Raw genomic sequence first — 16007 nt, 5'->3', positions numbered from 1 at the left:
CCCTTCACTCTGCCCAACCGGCACGCAGCCCATAGGATTCCAGCATGCTGATTGCCGGCACTGAGACTGATTCCACTGCGGCTGCGGGCCAGACCGCAGCGCTCTCCACCGACGAGGCCCCTGCCGATCGGCTGGTGGACGCGTCAGTGCCGGCTCTGGATCAGCTGTTTCCCTTTCCCCTCGACCCCTTCCAGCTGGAGGCGATCGACGCGCTCAACCAGGGGCATTCGGTAGTGGTGAGCGCCCCCACCGGCTCCGGCAAGACCCTGGTTGGCGAGTACGCCATCCATCGCGCCCTGGCCCATGGCCAGAAGGTGTTCTACACAACACCGCTCAAAGCACTCTCCAACCAGAAGCTCCGGGATTTCCGCCAGCAGTTCGGCAATGAGAACGTCGGCCTGATGACCGGTGACCTGAGCGTCAACCGGGACGCCCCGATCGTGGTGATGACCACCGAGATCTTCCGCAACATGCTCTACGCGGAAGTGGATCGCGGCGACGATCCCCTGGCTGATGTGGAGGCGGTGGTGCTTGATGAGTGCCACTACATGAACGACTCCCAGCGCGGCACGGTCTGGGAGGAATCGATCATCCACTGTCCACCGCCTGTCCAGTTGGTGGCTCTCTCGGCCACGGTGGCCAACGCCGGCCAGCTCACCGACTGGATCGAGCGGGTTCACGGGCCCACCACCCTGGTGCTGAGCGATCACCGTCCGGTGCCGCTGGCCTTCAGCTTCTGCAGTGCCAAGGGTCTCCACCCCCTGCTCAACGAGGAGGGCACCGGGCTGCATCCCAACTGCAAGGTGTGGCGGGCCCCGAAGGGCGACCGTCGCAAAGGCAAGAGCCCCAAACCGCCCCAGCCCGAAGCGGCACCCCTGCCATTCGTGGTGGCGCAGCTGGCCGAGCGCGACATGCTGCCGGCCATCTATTTCATCTTCAGCCGCCGGGCCTGTGACAAGGCGGTGCGCGACCTCGGTCGCATCTGCCTGGTGAACGAACAGGAGCAGGCCGTGATCCGCTCCAGGCTGGATGCCTTCGTGGCGACCACGCCGGAGGCCGTGCGCGACGGAGGCCATGCGGAGGCCCTGTTGCGCGGCATCGCCGCCCACCACGCCGGCGTGCTGCCGGCCTGGAAGGAATTGATCGAGGAACTGTTCCAGCAGGGCCTGGTGAAGGTGGTCTTCGCCACCGAAACCCTGGCGGCGGGCATCAACATGCCAGCGCGCACCACGGTGATCTCGGCCCTCTCCAAGCGGACCGAGCGGGGCCACCGGCCGCTGATGGGCAGCGAGTTCCTGCAGATGGCGGGCCGGGCCGGTCGGCGCGGGCTGGATGTGCAGGGCTATGTGGTCACGGTGCAGAGCCGTTTCGAGGGGGTGCGCGAGGCGGGGCAACTGGCCACCAGCCCCGCCGATCCGCTGGTGAGCCAGTTCACCCCCAGCTACGGCATGGTGCTGAATCTGCTGCAGCGCTATGAGCTGGCCAAGGCCAAGCAACTGGTGGAGCGGAGCTTCGGGCGGTACCTGGCCACCCTTGATCTGCTCGACGACGAAGCCAGGATCACCGAGCTGCGTCAGCAGCTCGACTCCCTGAGCGGACCGGCGGCCGATGTTCCCTGGGACGACTTCGAGGTCTACGAGAACCAGCGCGAGCGCTTGCGGGAAGAGCGGCGGCTACTGCGGATCCTCCAGCAACAGGCCGAGGAAACCCTGGCCCATGAACTCACCCTCGCCCTGCAGTTCGCCAGTGAAGGCACGCTTGTGAGCCTCAAGGCACCCCAGCTGAAGGGGCGGGTCACCCCGGCGGTGATCGTGGCCAAACTCCCCGGCTCCGGCCAGTTTCCGCTGCTGCTCTGCCTCACCGATGACAACGTCTGGATCCTGGTGCCCTGCCACGGGGTGGTGAGCCTGCACGCCGAGCTGAGCTGTCTGCAGGTGGCTCAGCTCCAGGTGCCCGAGCTGCGCCACGCCGGCGAACTGCGTCACGGCGATCAGCTCAGTGGCGGCCTGGCCCTGGCGGTGGGCTCGATGGCCAGCCGCCATGACATGGTCACGCCCCAGTACGACCTGGCCGGCGAAGTGAGAGGCCAGGCCGAACACGTACGGGCGCTGGAAGAGGAGCTGGAGCTGCATCCAGCCCATCGCTGGGGTGACCGCCGCCAGCTCAAGAAGCAACGGCGACGCATGGAGGAGCTCGATCTTGAGATCGAAGAGCGCCAACGGCTGCTGCATCACCGCTCCAACCGTCACTGGGACACATTTCTCTCGCTGATCGAGATCCTCCGCTTCTTCGGGTCCCTTGATGGAGCCGACGGCCTTGTGCCCACCGAAGTGGGGCGCACCGTGGCGGCCCTGCGCGGCGACAACGAGCTCTGGCTGGGCCTGGCGTTGATGAGCGGCCACCTCGATGAGCTCAACCCAGCCGAACTGGCGGCCGTGTTCGAGGCGATCAGCACCGAGGTGAACCGTCCGGATCTCTGGAGCGGTTTTCCAGCACCTGCCAAGGCCGAGGAGGCCCTGCATGATCTCGGCGGCCTGAGGCGGGAACTGCTGCGGCAGCAGGAAAGCGCCGGCGTGGTGGTGCCGGCCTGGTGGGAGCCGGAGCTGATGGGGCTGGTCCATGCCTGGGCCAGGGGAACCAGCTGGAGTGACCTGATTGCCAACACCTCCCTGGATGAGGGGGATGTGGTGCGGATCCTGCGCCGCACCGTGGATCTGCTCGCCCAGGTGCCCTACGCCGAGGCGATCAGTGAGCGGCTCAGGGCCACAGCCCGCCAGGCGCTCAAGGCGATCAACCGTTTCCCGGTCTGCGAGCTTCAGGATGTGCTGGCCAGCGCAGGTGCACCAGGCAACCTCCCGGCCGCTGAGCCGATCCCACCAGGCTGAGGCTCAGTCGTTATGGGATTCCTGCCGCGCCGGCCCGGGCTGCCCATCGCCGAAACGGTCGCCCACTGAGGCACCCAGCTGCTGGATCAGCCCCTGCCGCTTCGAGGCACCCTTCCCCTCCAGCTGAGCTTCACAGATCAGGAGCGGGCAGCCACCGGTGGCCACCACAAGCCCCAGATCAGGCACGATCTCCAGGATGGTCCCCGGTTCAGCCGGGCCGGAGTGAGCGGAGCAGGGTGTTCCAGGAGCCCGCACGCTCCAGGCCTGGGCCAGCTTCGCCGCCGGAGCGCTGAGTTGCTCGCCCAGCCTGGCCACCAGTGGTTCGGTGGCGAGCAGTTTCAGCCGCTGGCCCTGCCAGCGGCACCAGGCCCCGGGGAAAAGCCCCATCACCCGGCGGTGGAGCGGCAGGGCCTGGGCACTCCAGTCGATCTCGAAGTCCTGCTTGCTCAGCAATCGGGCGTAGTGGGGAGTCGTCTCGGGCTGATGCCACACCCCCAGGCGACGCAGCCGTTCCTGCTCAGGCCCTGGGCCAGCACGTTCGATCAACGGCATGGCCTCCACCAGCAGCTCGGCGGTGAGCTGGCTGAGCCGTCCCGTCAACTGCCGGGCGTTCTCCAGCAGGCCGATCGTCAGCCGCCGTTCCAGCAGGACAGGGCCCGTATCGAGACCCGCCTCCATCGCCATGATCCCAACGCCAGTCTGTGAATCGCCATCGATCAGGCTCCATTGGATCGGGGCTGCTCCGCGCCAGCGGGGCAGAAGGGAAGCATGGCCGTTCCAGCAGCCCAGGGGCGGTTGGGCCAGCACCGCCGGGGGCAGGATCTGGCCGAAGGCCACCACCACCGACAGATCCGCCCCCCAGGTGGCAAGGAGGTCCTGAAGATCCGGTTCGCGGCGGATGCGCTGGGGGGTGACCACCGAGAGCCCAAGCGCCATGGCTCGTTCCTTCACCGGAGATGGCACCAGGGCGCTGCCCCGGCCCCGGCGCCGGTCCGGCTGGGTCACCACCCCCACCAGCTGGTGGCCTGCAGCCACCAGAGCCTCAAGGCTGGGGACGGCATAGGCGGGTGTCCCCCAGAAGAGGATCTTCATCGGCAACAACCGTCCGGGTGGCTCAGGCGTCGCCGGTGATCGACAGGCCCTCCACCCACACATGGGGGCAGAGCCCATCGGGGGTGATCTTGCCGGGGCCCTCGAAACCGAGCAGGCTGTTCAGCACCGTACGGATGTCACCAGCCACGGTGGCGGCTTCGATCGAGCGGGGTTCGCCGCCCTGGATCAGCCACCCATCGAAAGGCAGGGAGAACGAGCCCTGGCTGGGCTTGACACCGGCATGCAGGGCGGAGAGTGAATCGATCCAGACCACCCCATCAGCCTTGTGCCGATCCAGGCCGCTGCTGCCGCCACTGCTGCCGCCACTGCTGCTGCCAGGGCCGATCTCAAGCCAGTTGGTCCCGACCGACACCTTGGCGCCCAGGCCGGCATGGCCGGTCGGAGCGACGCCAAAGGCCCGGGCCGTCGCCTCCGAATGGATGAACTGGCGGAGGACGCCGCCATCCACCAGGGCGAGCCGCTGAACCGGGGTGCCTTCACCATCGAAGGCGGAGGCACCGATGTTGCCGGGATGGAGGCCGTTGTCGTGGATCGAGAGGAACGGAACCGCCAGCTGTTCGCCCAGCGACTCGCGATTGCTCAGGCTCACCCCATCGAGCACGGCTCGCGCATTGAACAGGCTGCTGAACGCTCCGATCAGATCGAGGAACGCCTCGGGGCTGAACACGCAGGTGTAATACCCGGTATCGATCGGGGCGTAATCGAGGTGGGAGATGGTCCGCTCGGCGGCCTCCTCGATGCAGCCGGCCAGATCGAGCTGACTGGCGCCATAGGCAAGCCGCACGGCGCCGCTGCTGCGCGGTTTGCGGCCAGCCTGCTCGGCCCTGGCATAGAGGTAGACACTGGCGGTGCTGAGCCGCTGCTGCCGGCAGGCCCCAGCACTGTTCAGATAGATCCTGTCGCTGGAACGCTGGGCCAGGCCGTTGTAGGGAACCGTGCTGATCGCCTCGTGGCGGCTGAGCAGGACCCGCTCCGCCTCCTTGAGGGTGTCCAGCAGGCTGAGAATCCCGACCGGCTCCAGCAGTGGCTGATCGAGCGGTTGCAGAGCTGCGGTGGCCAGCGGCGAGAACGAGGGGGTTTCATCGGCGTTGCCATAGGCACTGGCTTCGTGGGCGATGCCAAGGGCCCTGGCCAGCCCTGCCGGCGAAAGATCGGAGGTGCTGGTGATGCCGACCAGGCCGTCGCCGTTCCAGACCCGCACCGTGATCGAGCTGCGCTGAGCGCCTTTGAGCTGCTTGGCCTCGCCCCGATCCACCTGCACTGAGGTGTCGGTGCTGCAGGCGGCCCCCAGGTCCCAGCGCTCGATCCCCAGACCTGCAGCAAGCTGCTCAAGCTGATGGCCCAGGCGGCTGGCGTCCAGGACCGCCACGGAAGCGGTGGAGCTGGTCATCGCCCCCCCACAGTGATCGAATCCACCTTGATGTGGGGCTGGCCCACCGTCACGAAGATGCTGCCGCTCACCGAGCCGCAGAAACCGGCCGCCAGTTCCAGGTCATTCGCACACATCGAGATGCGGGGAAGCACGTCCTTGGCCTCACCGATCAGGGTGGCGCCCTTCACCGGCTTGCCGAGCTGGCCGTTCTCGATCAGGTAACCCTCCTCCACGGCGAAGTTGAACTGGCCGGTGGGGCCGACGCTGCCGCCACCCATTGATTTGCAATAGAGCCCACGCTCCACCGAACCGATCAGATCGGCAGGGCTGTGGGGACCAGCGGCGATGAAGGTGTTGCGCATGCGACTGGCGGCTGCGAAGGCATGGCTCTGACGGCGACCACTGCCGGTGCGGGCATGGCCGGTGCGCAACTCTCCGGCCCGATCGGAGAGGAAGCGCTTGAGCACGCCGTTCTCGATCAACACCGTGCGCTGAGGCTCCATGCCCTCGTCGTCCATCGAAAGGCTGCCGAAGGCACCGGTACTGAGCCCCTCGTCGACGGCGGTGACCGCCGGATGGGCGATCGGGCAGCCCACCTGGTCGGCGAATGGAGTGGTGCCCCTCTCGAGCTGGGTGGTTTCAAGCAGATGGCCGCAGGCCTCATGGAAGATCACACCACCGAAGCGGTTGGCGAGCACCACCGGGTAACTGCCCGCCTCGACGTAGTCGGCTCGCAGCATCGCCTCGGCACTGGCACAGAGATCACGGGCCGACGCTTCCGCATCCCATTGGAGAAGATCGTCGGGTCGGTCCGTGCTGCCATAACGCCGGCCCTGGCTGGCCCGATGCTCACCGTCGGCAGCAAGGGCGTTCAGCCCGACCGACTGATGCAGGCGGATGTCCCGGGCGAAGGTGCCGTCACTGGCGGCCACCATCACTTCCTGCCAGTCGCGGGCATAGCTGCCCCGACGGGACTGGAGGTGGCTGCCATGGCGTTCCAGCAGGCCCGTTCCCTCCAGCAACCGGCCGGTGGCGTCCCCCAGGCTGGGACAGCCGGAGAGCCAGCTGTTCTTGGCGGTGCCGAAGTCCCGGAGATCACCAAGGCCCTCGAAGCCACCGTGGCCAGCACTGCCGAGCTCCAGGCCAAGCATGCCGAGTGCTTGCTCCAGAGCGGAGTTCAGGCCGCGATCACTGAGATCGTTGGTGGAGACGAAACCATCCTGATCACCGCGAAACACCCGGATGCCTGCCCCTTTCCCGAAAGCGGGGCTCACATTGGTGATGGTGTCCTGCTCAGCAAGCAGACCGATGTGGTCGGTGCTCTCCAGAAACACCTCGACAAGAGTGGCTCCGGCAGCACGGCCCGCAGCCAGCACCGTTTCAAGCCGCGATCGCCAGCTGAGGTCGAACGGCTCGATCTGGACAAGGGAAAGCGGCAGGGAAGCGACCAAAGCTGGCGACAGAGAGAAAGGAATGGGAGAAAAAATGGACGCTGAACTCAGCTTCAGCGCACGGCCGGCTGAAAATTCTCACTGCGGATCGGTGCCATCAGAAACAGCTTGGCCATCTCCAGGCCATTGCCCAACCAGAAGGGAAGTTTGCGGATCGCTTTGATCACTTGAATCGAACTGGATTGATCCGCTGCGTTGAGCGCATTGTTGTTGGTGACGATTCGCTCCAGGCGGGTATAGAACTTGGGATGCTCCACGTTCAGCACCACAGGGAACACCCTGGCAGAGGTTTCATTCGTCTTGGCGATCACCAGCTTGTCGTACTCACGGGCATCAAGGCCGAGGGCTTCGTAGAACTCCTTGCGAGCCACATCACGCACGTACATGGTGGCGAAGACAGCAAGCAGGAAGAACCGGCACCAGAGCCGTGCCTGAAAGCCCCGCACCGTGCTTGGCTGAGCCTTCATCAGAGCGTCAAAGAAATCGCCATGGCGATTTTCGTCCTGACACCAATTTTCGAAAAAATTGAAGATCGGGAAGATCTTGCTTTCCGGGTGTTGCTGAAGATGGCGATAAATGGCAATGTAACGCCAGTAACCAATCTTCTCAGAGAGATAGGTGGCGTAGAAAATGAATTTCGGCTGAAAGAATGTGTACGCTTTGTTGGCAGTCAGGAAGCCCAGATCGAGCTGCAGACCAAAATCACCCATTGACTTGTTGAGGAAACCGGCATGGCGGGCCTCATCCCTGGCCATATGGGCGAAGCATTCGGCCAGCAATGGATTCTTGGTTTTGATGCGGCGGCTCAGTTCCTTGTAGAGCAGGAATCCGGAGAACTCGGAGGTGCAGCTCTGCTCCAGGAACTCAACGAACACCTTGCGGGTGTCCGGATCAAGCTTGTCGGCGGCACCGACGAACTCCTCATTGCGGACAAAGTGATGGCGGTTGTAATCCTTGCGGAACTCCTCGCAGATCGCCTCCAGTTCCACCTCATTGGGACGGAGGTCCATCGCCGCCATGGCGTCGAAGTCGGTCGTGTAGAAGCGAGGGGTCAGGATCGTGTCCTTGACAGGATCCTTGAAGGCCGGTGACCCATCAGCAGTGCTGGTTGCCCCTGACTCACGCAGCGTGCCAGGGGCACTGGGGGCGGCGATCGGAGGCACCATGGGCACTTCTCGGCATAAGAGTGACTCCATCGTAGGAGGATGAAGCGCTGGATCGCCTGGATGTGAAGCAGCCCGGCGGGGTTGTGGCGGCCCGCTCGGCGGGGCTCAGTTCGGGCCGAGCCACTTCTGACCGTTGAGCCGGGAGACAACCCGGGACACCAGCAGAGCAAGGGTGGTCTTGCGCTCATCGATCAGGAAGGATTCCAGCAGGCTGGGATCGCATCCGGATTCCGCCACGCTGAAGGTCTTGGCTGCGTTGATCTGAGCCGCCGTGAAGCAGAGCCAGAAGCGTCGGCCACCGGGAAGCAAGCCGATCACCTGCCAGCAAGGGGTGGAGACCACGGGCATCGGCGCCTCAACGAAGCTCAGCTCCGTGACCGGGCCGCCATAGGCCTGAATCTCCTTGGCCAGGGCCGGCAGAAACAGCTGGGAAATGAATTCGTCAAATGGCTTGTCCTCCGGGGCGGGAGGCTTGACCTTGACGGCCGGAGCCGGCTTGACCGCAGGTGCGGGCTTGGCCTCTGCTACGGGCTTGGCCTCTGGTGAAGGCTGGGGGGCAGAACCGGCGGAATCACTCACGGGCGCAGATCTCAACCTCGTACCTTGCCGGAACTTTACGGCTGCCTCACCACTCCTCGCGCAGCAGATCCTCCCAGCCTTCGCCGACAGGGGTGGCCAGGCCTGAAGTGATCGGGCCGGTCGGGCTCGGGGCGGCGGCCTCGGTCCGCCGGATCACCCGGAATGGAATCGAGATGGTCGGGAGGGGGTCCTGGGGAGCCCGCTCCGGCACCGGCACGCCTGGAGGCGGTGCCGGCCTCTGCCTGCGGGTGGGGGGTGGCGGCGGCTGAAACGATTGCTCGTCTCGTGCTCGTCGCAATGGGATGACAGCCTGCTGGAGCGCCAGGGCAGCGAAACCGGCGCTGAAGGCGGCACCACCCCCGGCTGCCATCGCGATCCAGGCCCCGAGTGGCAGGGGGGGCAGGCGCCAGATCAACAGCCGCATCCCGTACGACGGGCTCGGATTGAGAGCCGCGATCAGCAGCACCAGCAGCAGCGGTGCCAGCAGGGGCAGGAGCAGGAGGCGTTGCAGCACGGATCGGGTGGGACGGAACGAAGCGGATGAGCCGCCGCCTCAGGGAGCGGCGGAGAGGCCGACGGGCCCCTGCCAGCGCCCCAGGGGGCCGAGTTGATAGCCCAGACAATCGAACACCCGGATCACCAGAAAATCCACCATCTCCTGCAGGGTGGTGGGGCGGTGATACCAGGCAGGAATCGGCGGAGCAATCCTGGCCCCGGCCTCGGCCAGGGTGGTGAGGTTGCGCAGATGCACGAGGTTCCATGGCATCTCCCGCGGAGCGATCACCAGGGGCCTGCCTTCCTTGAGATGAACGTCGGCCACCCGCTCGACCAGATCGAGGGCGACGCCGCTGGCGATCCGGCCCACGGTGCCCATGCTGGCCGGCAGGATCACCATGCCTCGGGTGGGAAAGCTGCCACTGGCGATGGCGGCGGCCTGGTCATTCCAGCGGTGGCAACGCAGCGAACCACCGCTGGCCCCGGTCCGCTCGCGCCAGAACAGGGCCTGACTGTCCGGGTCAACAGGGATCCGCACTCCCTGCTCCGCCAGCCATACGGCGATGGCGCCGCGACTGACGATCAGTTCAATCGACTCACCTTCCTGCAGCAGCAACTGCAGCGCCCTCTCGGCCAGGGGCATGGCCGAGGCGCCCGAAACGGCCAGGACCAGCGGTGGCATGGCTCAGCTCTCCCCGTCGCCGGGATCCCCCTTATCAGGCTCGCTCGGTTCACCGGGCCCGTCCTGATCGGAGGGAAGCAGGATCGCCAGATCGATCTGGTGACGCAACACATCCACTTTCTGGATCTCCACCTCCACCTGATCGCCCAGCAGATAAACGCGGCGATTCTTGCGACCCACCAAGCGGTTCTGGCGGGAGCGATATTCGTACCAGTCGTCCTTCAGCGAACTCACGTGAACGAGCCCCTCCACCCGGGAAGGGGGGATCTCCACGAAGAAGCCGTAGCTCTGCACACCACTGATCACGCCGGTGAGGGTCTGGCCCACCAGCGGCTCCGCTGTCCGGGCCTGGGCCATCGCGACCAGGTCGGACTGGAGCTCCAGCACGAAGCGGGAGCGGTTGTTGAGCCGTTGAATGAGGGCGCTGCTGCGGGAGGCCTCGATCTCTGTGAGTTGGCTGGGTGGGAGCAGGGGCCAGTCGATCGTGCCGTGGCAGAGATCCGAGGCCAGATCCACCCTGACCTTGTGCCGCACGCTGGGCCGGTCCTTGCCATCCGTGAGCAACACCACCAACAGGTGCTGATTCCAGAGATCGGCGTAGTGGAGCGAGGGAAAGCACCAGGAAGCAAAACCCAGTTCGGTCGCCGCCAGGCTGTTGGCCCCGGGTTGCTCACTGAGCTGAACCATCGGAAGCACATCGCTGAGCTGACGCTGCAGCACGCGGCTGCGATCGGTGGCGGCGAAGGCCACGGCCAGGGCCGCTGCCGCCGGAGCATTGCCGTCGTCGGCGAGCTCAAGGGGAATCTCCAGGGCCAGGGCGGCCTTGGCGACCTCATTCACTTCAGCTGGATCAGCGGCGGGATTGACGGCGAACAGACCTGGCAACTGCAGGGCTGCCAGATGCTCACCCAGGGCGCGACCGGCCGGGAGCACCAGCTCCCGCAGCAGACCCAGAGGATGGTGAAGCGACCATTGAACCAGCCAGCCACGGCGGCTTTCATCCGGCTCGGGCGTGGCCAGATCCCCCAGACAGTCGAGGGCAGGGAGGGGGAGATCCAGGTCGATCGAGCCGTTGGCCAGGCGGTGGCTGCGCAGCTGAGCGGCCAGATCCAGAAGCTGCTCCAGCATCGGCAGCTGATCCTTGAGGGGCTTCAAGGCCGCCGGTACCGTCCGGGCCTTCGGCTTGCGGTCGGCAAGGGCCTGAAGCACCGTTGCATCGACGCTGGCATCGGCCTGGATCGTGGTCAGGGCGAATCGGTAGTGGATCAGCTGACCATCGGCACTGAAATCAAGGGCGACGGAGACCGCCTCAGCCGCCACTCCCTGCTCGAAGCCGGCGGCCTTGCTGAGGGGTTCGCTGAGCAGCGGCAGCCAGCGGCGACCGAAGCAGAGCGCTTCTGATTTTTCACGCAGCCAGAGATCCAGGCTGCCGCCAGGGCTGAACCGTTCCGCCACGGCCGGGGCATGGACCCAGAGCCTCGGGCCCACCTCGCCCGCTTCGATGGAGAGGGCGGGAAGGATCGGTGCGGCCACCCCACTCCAGCCAGCCAGCAACAGGGTGGGGAGAGCCGTGAGATCGGTGCGCCCCTTCGTCGTGGGGGCGCGCAGGGTGGTCCGGGGGGCCGGGTCGGGATTGCGCAGACCGTGCTTGGTGAGCAGAAGGTCGAGATCGGCCTCTTCGCCGCCATTGATCGGCAGGCGACGGGTGACATGGCCGCAGGCGGGGAACTGGGCGACGGGATAACGATCCAACCGCACCTCAACGACCGATTCCCGGGCCGGATCGAGGAACGATCCATCCTCCGGTGGCAAGTCCACCGTGGTGAGCAGGCGGTCGTCCAGGGGAACAGCCACAAGCCTGTCGTCCTGCTGCTCCACCTGGGCAAGCAGCTGGCGGGTGGCCCGCTCCAGGATGCACTGAACACCACCTTCCGGTGAACGCCGCCTGCCCCCCTCGCGGGTGATGCGAACCAGAACCCGATCGCCATTCCAGGCGTGGTTGAGCTGGTGGTCGCGGATGTAGATGTCTTCGCCCCCATCCTCACGCAGGGCGAAGCAGAAGCCCTTGCTGGAGCAGCGCAGCCGGGCCTCGATCAGGCTGTCATCCTCTCGCCGCTGAACCCCCGTTTCATCCTGCTGAAGCAGACCGATCCTGCTGAGCCCGTCCAGGGCGATGTGAAGCAGTTGCTTGTCCGGTTTCAGGGTGAGGCCGAGGGCCTTTTCCAGCTTGGCCAGAGGCAGAGCCTCGGCGTTGGGGAGCTGGTCAAGCAGATCGGCGACCGTGAACTTCATCGGAGCTGGATTCAAGGGAGGTTTGGGGCGCTGTGGACGCCCATCAGGCGGTCAGATCAGCGGCAGGAAAACCCTGGAGTTTTCCAAAACGAGGATCCCGGGCGCGTTGCGATACCCACGACCATCGTTGCCATCCAACCACTTTACGAATCTTCCCTTGAGGCCCGAAGGATCAACCTGCCGCCGATCAGCAGAAAACCGAGCGAGGCGGCGAGCTGGAGAGCATCGGCAGGGATCAGGCTGGAGAGGGATCCACCCGCGAATGCCCCCAGCAGACTCGCCAGCACCAGCGCTCCCGCGCTGCCCAGAAACACCGCCACCGGTCTGGTGGAGGTGCCGCTGATCGTCACGATCGTGAGCTGGGTCTTGTCGCCGAGTTCGGCCAGGAAGACCGTGACGAAGGTGGAGGCAAGCAGTGGCAGATGCATCGGCCCAGGGGGTTCGAAGGATCAGGATCAGACTCAGGGATTGAGCAGGCCAACGCTGGCCTGGGCGCCGAGCCAGAGGCCCAGGCCCACCATCAGCGCACCGGAGATCCGCTCCAGTCGCTGGGGCGGCAGCAGCGCCGCCAGCCAGCGACCCAACAACACCCCCACCAGGCTCGAGCAGATCAGGGCAAGGGCCGCCCCGGCGAACACCAGCAGGGGCCGGCCCGACTCGGCAGCCAGCAGCAGGGCGGCGAGCTGGGTTTTGTCTCCGAGTTCGGCCAGGAACACCGTGGTGAAGGTGGTCAGGATGATCGAAAGCAGGGTGGCCTCACCCTTGGCAGGGGGGGCCTCCATCGGTTCGGACGTTTCGCCCTTGGCTGCGCTGTCGTCGCTCATGGCTGCCCGGTGGCCTGCTCGAACCGCCGCAACACCCTGCTGCGTCCGCCGAACTCCTGCCTGATCTGCTGACTGCAGCAGGCGATCGCGAAAGCATCGGCCTGCTCGATCGGCACGTCAAACAGCTCAGCCAGGCTGCTGACCCGGCAGAACTCGGGGCGTTCGTCGTAAATGCGGCAGCGACGTCCACCGGTGTCGAAATGGATGCACCAGCCATCGCTGCCCACCATCGCCAGATAGCGACTGCGCTGATCGGCACTGAGGGCTTCCAGGGCCTCGCTGCGGCGCTCCGGATCCAATCGACAGCAGGCTCCGCAGCCGCCGATGCACCTCCATTCACTTCCGCAGCCCATCAGCTCCACCGGTGATGCTGTGACAAGCCGTCACAGTGGCATGGGTGGAACCCGGGCGAGCGGGGCCGCTTCCCGTAACCTGATCCGCAGACCGTCCCGTTCGTGAGCTTGCCGTCCATGGGTATCGACATCCATCTGATCGCCAACTTCATGGCTCTGGCGTTGATCACCCTGGCTGGTCCGGCTGTGGTGTTCATCCTCTTCTATCGCCGTGGTGCCCTCTGACCTCTGAGGCTCAGGCGGCAAGGCCCAGGGCAAGGGCCGCCTCCTCGAACAGCCCCTTCAGATAGGGATGCCGCTCGGCCCCACCCTCCATCCCTGAATTCAGCCCAGAGCCGAGTCCGATCTCACCTGAGCTGATTTCCTCGCCGGCTTCATTGCGGATCTTCACGGCTTGTCCCGCCCGGCGACACCAGTAGGTGCGCTGCTTTCGGCGCAGCACCACCTCGCCCGAGCCGCTCGGTCGCAGGCCCACCACTTCAAGCTGGAGCCGCTCCTCCCCCTGCCAGTGATTGCTGCGCAGGCGGTAGGCCACATCCACCAGCTCAGGAACCATTCCCTCCCCTTGCCAGCGCCAGGCGATGGCCCTTTGGCCGATGTCGTTCTGGCTCAGCTTGAGTTGGAGATGGCCGCCACGCAACAGCCGCTGCTCCACCACCTGGCAGCGGGCACTCCAGAACACCGGCGCGGCGAAACCGGCTCCCATCGGCTCCAGCCGCTGCAGGCTTTTCCAGAACGCCCAGTTGATCTGATCGAGGCTGAGCCTGGCCTCAGGCTCCACCGCGATGCCGCTGCCCTGGCCAGAGAGCCAAGCCGCCGCCAGCGCATTGAGACTTTCGTGGAGCGAGGCCACCTTCTCGGCCCGCACCGTGAATCCACCGGCGGCGGGGTGGCCGCCGTGGCGTTCCAGTAGTTGGTGGCAATGGCGCAGGGCCGCATCGACGGCGAAACCGCGGGGTGCACGCACCGAAGAGCGCAGGCGCCCGTTGCCTTCGCTGGCCAGCAGGGCAACCGGCAGGCCATAGCGTTCCACCAGCCGGGCGGCCACCACACCGATCACGCCATGGTGCCAGTGGCCCTGCGCCAGCAGCAGGAAGGGGGGGCGCTGCGGCCCATCCGCCTCCACCAGGGCCACCGCCTCCGCTTCGATCGCATCGCAGAGTTCGCGGCGCTGACGGTTGAGCGCTTCACACTCCTGGGCCAGCTCCATCGCCCGATCCCGATCATCGGTGGTGAGCAGCTCGACGACCAGCTGGGGATCACCGAGGCGTCCGACCGCGTTGATGCGCGGGGCCAGTTGAAAGGCCACGGCGGTGGCATCAAGGGGGGTGTCCCCGACACCGGCGAGCCGTTGCAGGGCCTGCAGGCCGGGCAGGGTGGAGCCGTGAAGGCGTGGCAATCCATCCTGGAGCCAGCGTCTGTTCACCCCCAGCAGCGGCGCCATGTCAGCGATGGTGCCGATGCAGAACAGATCAAGGGCCATGGCCGTGGCGTCAGCACGATCAAAACTGCCGGCCAGGGCCACGGCCAGCACATAGGCCAGGCCGACACCGGCCAGACCGCGAAACGGCGAATCGGCCGGGGTACGGGCCGGGTGCAGCAGGGCCAGATAGGGCGGCTCCTCCGGTGGCAGGGTGTGGTGGTCGGTGAGGATCACCTCCACCTGCAGCTCGCGGGCACAGGCGAGAGCCTCCGTGGCGGCGATGCCGTTGTCGACGGTGACCAACAGGGAGATTCCATCGCCTGCCAGCCGTTTGACCATGGCGGGATTGAGGCCATAGCCATCGTCCTGGCGGCTGGGAATCGCGGCGACCGGCCTGGCCCCCAGCCGTTGCAGCACCCCCATCAACAGAGCCGTGCTGGTCATGCCGTCGGCGTCGTAGTCCCCACAGATGGCCACCGCCTCGGCCGTACGGCAGGCGCGGCGGAGGCGGTCCACGGCCTTGCCGAGATCGTTGAAATGGGTTCCGGGATCAGGTGCTGCTGCCGGAACCAGCAAGGCATCGATCGCTTCGGCGCTTTCGTAGCCGCGCCGCCGCAGCACGGCCAGTAGCTCCGGCGGCAAGCCCAGCCGGCTGAGGGCAAGGGCTTCAGCGCCCGCTCCGACGGCGTCGAGCGGCCTGGGCAACTGCCAGCACTGCTCGGGCAGGCGATTCAGCACCAGGTTCTCACCGGAATCGGAGCATTCTGGGCTGTTCCTCCCCATCAAGGCCTCTTACGCTGCGCGCAAGCGTGATCGATCCATCCAGTTTTCCCTTCACAACCCCGTCTGTCCCCTCGATGAGCCGCCAGCCCTTCCAGGCCACCCGCTTCCAGCTGTTGCTGGAGCGGCTCAATCACCTGGTGCTCGACTGGCTGCGCGGCAATTGGCGAGAACGCAGCCTGGCCTGGCTGGCTCTGCTGGTCGGGCTTTTTGCCGGCAACAATCTCACCACCTATGTCCTGTTCCGACTGGGCCTGCGGCCGCTGGTGGTCCTGGCCATGGTGGTGCTTGTCGAGCTGCTGGTTCGGCTGCGGAGCCACTGGGTGAAGGGGAAGCCTTCGCTGGGCTGGGTGCTCTGTGACAACGCCAGGATCGGCCTGGTTTACGCCGTGGTGCTGGAAGGCTTCAAACTCGGCTCCTGAGCGTCGGGCGCCGACCTGAGGCTTGAGGCGGAATGATCGGCAGCCACTTGCCGGTAAGAAGCCGATTTCCGCCCTGTGGACAGATCTTCAGCCTCGGACGCAGCCAGAATCCTGCAATCAGTACGTCTGTCTGCAATCCGGGCGGACTGGGTGCAGTGAAGGCTGAAGAG

At 66.0% G+C, this 16007-nt stretch carries 15 protein-coding genes; 3 read left to right on the top strand and 12 right to left on the bottom strand.

Annotation, left to right across the window (positions count from 1 at the left end; all coding sequences use genetic code 11):
* Nucleotides 1-44 precede the first annotated feature (44 nt).
* Nucleotides 45-2885: an RNA helicase gene (locus KQ307_RS07795; RefSeq protein WP_259727575.1), complete on the top strand. Its 2841-nt coding sequence runs from the start codon at nt 45-47 to the stop codon at nt 2883-2885.
* 3 nt (nt 2886-2888) lie between these two features.
* Here KQ307_RS07795 and KQ307_RS07790 read toward each other — a convergent pair whose 3' ends face one another.
* The 11 genes from KQ307_RS07790 to KQ307_RS07740 form a co-directional block, all read right to left on the bottom strand.
* Nucleotides 2889-3977 (bottom strand): methionyl-tRNA formyltransferase, encoded by a 1089-nt coding sequence (locus tag KQ307_RS07790; protein ID WP_259727574.1) that lies wholly within the window; start codon nt 3975-3977, stop codon nt 2889-2891.
* A 22-nt stretch (nt 3978-3999) separates the two neighbouring features.
* The gene (locus KQ307_RS07785) at nt 4000-5388 is read right to left on the bottom strand and encodes a TldD/PmbA family protein (RefSeq protein WP_259727573.1); all 1389 of its coding nucleotides are present in this window, start codon (nt 5386-5388) and stop codon (nt 4000-4002) included.
* Nucleotides 5385-6788: a TldD/PmbA family protein gene (locus KQ307_RS07780; RefSeq protein ID WP_399241778.1), complete on the bottom strand. Its 1404-nt coding sequence runs from the start codon at nt 6786-6788 to the stop codon at nt 5385-5387. Before KQ307_RS07780 ends, KQ307_RS07785 begins: the two co-directional genes overlap by 4 nt.
* Before the next feature lie 86 nt (nt 6789-6874).
* On the bottom strand, nt 6875-7987 hold the full coding sequence (acsF, locus tag KQ307_RS07775) for a magnesium-protoporphyrin IX monomethyl ester (oxidative) cyclase (protein ID WP_259703079.1): 1113 nt from the start codon (nt 7985-7987) through the stop codon (nt 6875-6877).
* Nucleotides 7988-8092: 105 nt separating this feature from the next.
* On the bottom strand, nt 8093-8566 hold the full coding sequence (locus KQ307_RS07770) for a DUF2996 domain-containing protein (protein ID WP_259727572.1): 474 nt from the start codon (nt 8564-8566) through the stop codon (nt 8093-8095).
* A gap of 46 nt (nt 8567-8612) precedes the next feature.
* Nucleotides 8613-9080: a hypothetical protein gene (locus KQ307_RS07765; protein WP_259727571.1), complete on the bottom strand. Its 468-nt coding sequence runs from the start codon at nt 9078-9080 to the stop codon at nt 8613-8615.
* Between the two features lie 39 nt (nt 9081-9119).
* Nucleotides 9120-9743, bottom strand: coding sequence for a flavin prenyltransferase UbiX (locus KQ307_RS07760; RefSeq protein WP_259727570.1), 624 nt, complete (start codon nt 9741-9743; stop codon nt 9120-9122).
* A 3-nt stretch (nt 9744-9746) separates the two neighbouring features.
* Entirely contained in the window at nt 9747-12035 is a 2289-nt protein-coding gene (locus KQ307_RS07755; protein WP_259727569.1) for an RNB domain-containing ribonuclease, read from the bottom strand.
* Nucleotides 12036-12178: 143 nt separating this feature from the next.
* Nucleotides 12179-12463: a TMEM165/GDT1 family protein gene (locus tag KQ307_RS07750; protein WP_259703074.1), complete on the bottom strand. Its 285-nt coding sequence runs from the start codon at nt 12461-12463 to the stop codon at nt 12179-12181.
* A gap of 33 nt (nt 12464-12496) precedes the next feature.
* Nucleotides 12497-12817, bottom strand: coding sequence for a TMEM165/GDT1 family protein (locus KQ307_RS07745; protein WP_259703300.1), 321 nt, complete (start codon nt 12815-12817; stop codon nt 12497-12499).
* A 38-nt stretch (nt 12818-12855) separates the two neighbouring features.
* Nucleotides 12856-13212: a YkgJ family cysteine cluster protein gene (locus KQ307_RS07740; RefSeq protein WP_259727568.1), complete on the bottom strand. Its 357-nt coding sequence runs from the start codon at nt 13210-13212 to the stop codon at nt 12856-12858.
* Nucleotides 13213-13314: 102 nt separating this feature from the next.
* Here KQ307_RS07740 and psb30 point away from each other — a divergent pair, with 102 nt between their 5' ends.
* Nucleotides 13315-13437 (top strand): photosystem II reaction center protein Ycf12/Psb30, encoded by a 123-nt coding sequence (gene psb30, locus KQ307_RS07735; RefSeq protein WP_259703073.1) that lies wholly within the window; start codon nt 13315-13317, stop codon nt 13435-13437.
* A gap of 10 nt (nt 13438-13447) precedes the next feature.
* Here psb30 and recJ read toward each other — a convergent pair whose 3' ends face one another.
* Nucleotides 13448-15418, bottom strand: a complete 1971-nt coding sequence (gene recJ / locus KQ307_RS07730) for a single-stranded-DNA-specific exonuclease RecJ (protein ID WP_259727567.1) — start codon at nt 15416-15418, stop codon at nt 13448-13450.
* Between the two features lie 26 nt (nt 15419-15444).
* Between recJ and KQ307_RS07725 the strand changes: the two genes are divergently transcribed.
* Nucleotides 15445-15837 (top strand): DUF565 domain-containing protein, encoded by a 393-nt coding sequence (locus KQ307_RS07725; RefSeq protein ID WP_311133737.1) that lies wholly within the window; start codon nt 15445-15447, stop codon nt 15835-15837.
* Nucleotides 15838-16007 lie beyond the last annotated feature (170 nt).

Origin of the sequence: Synechococcus sp. CS-1326, from assembly GCF_025128115.1 — a bacterium.
Classification (GTDB): domain Bacteria; phylum Cyanobacteriota; class Cyanobacteriia; order PCC-6307; family Cyanobiaceae; genus Regnicoccus.
Note: the sequence above shows the minus strand (reverse complement) of the source record. Positions and strands in the feature narration are given on the sequence as shown.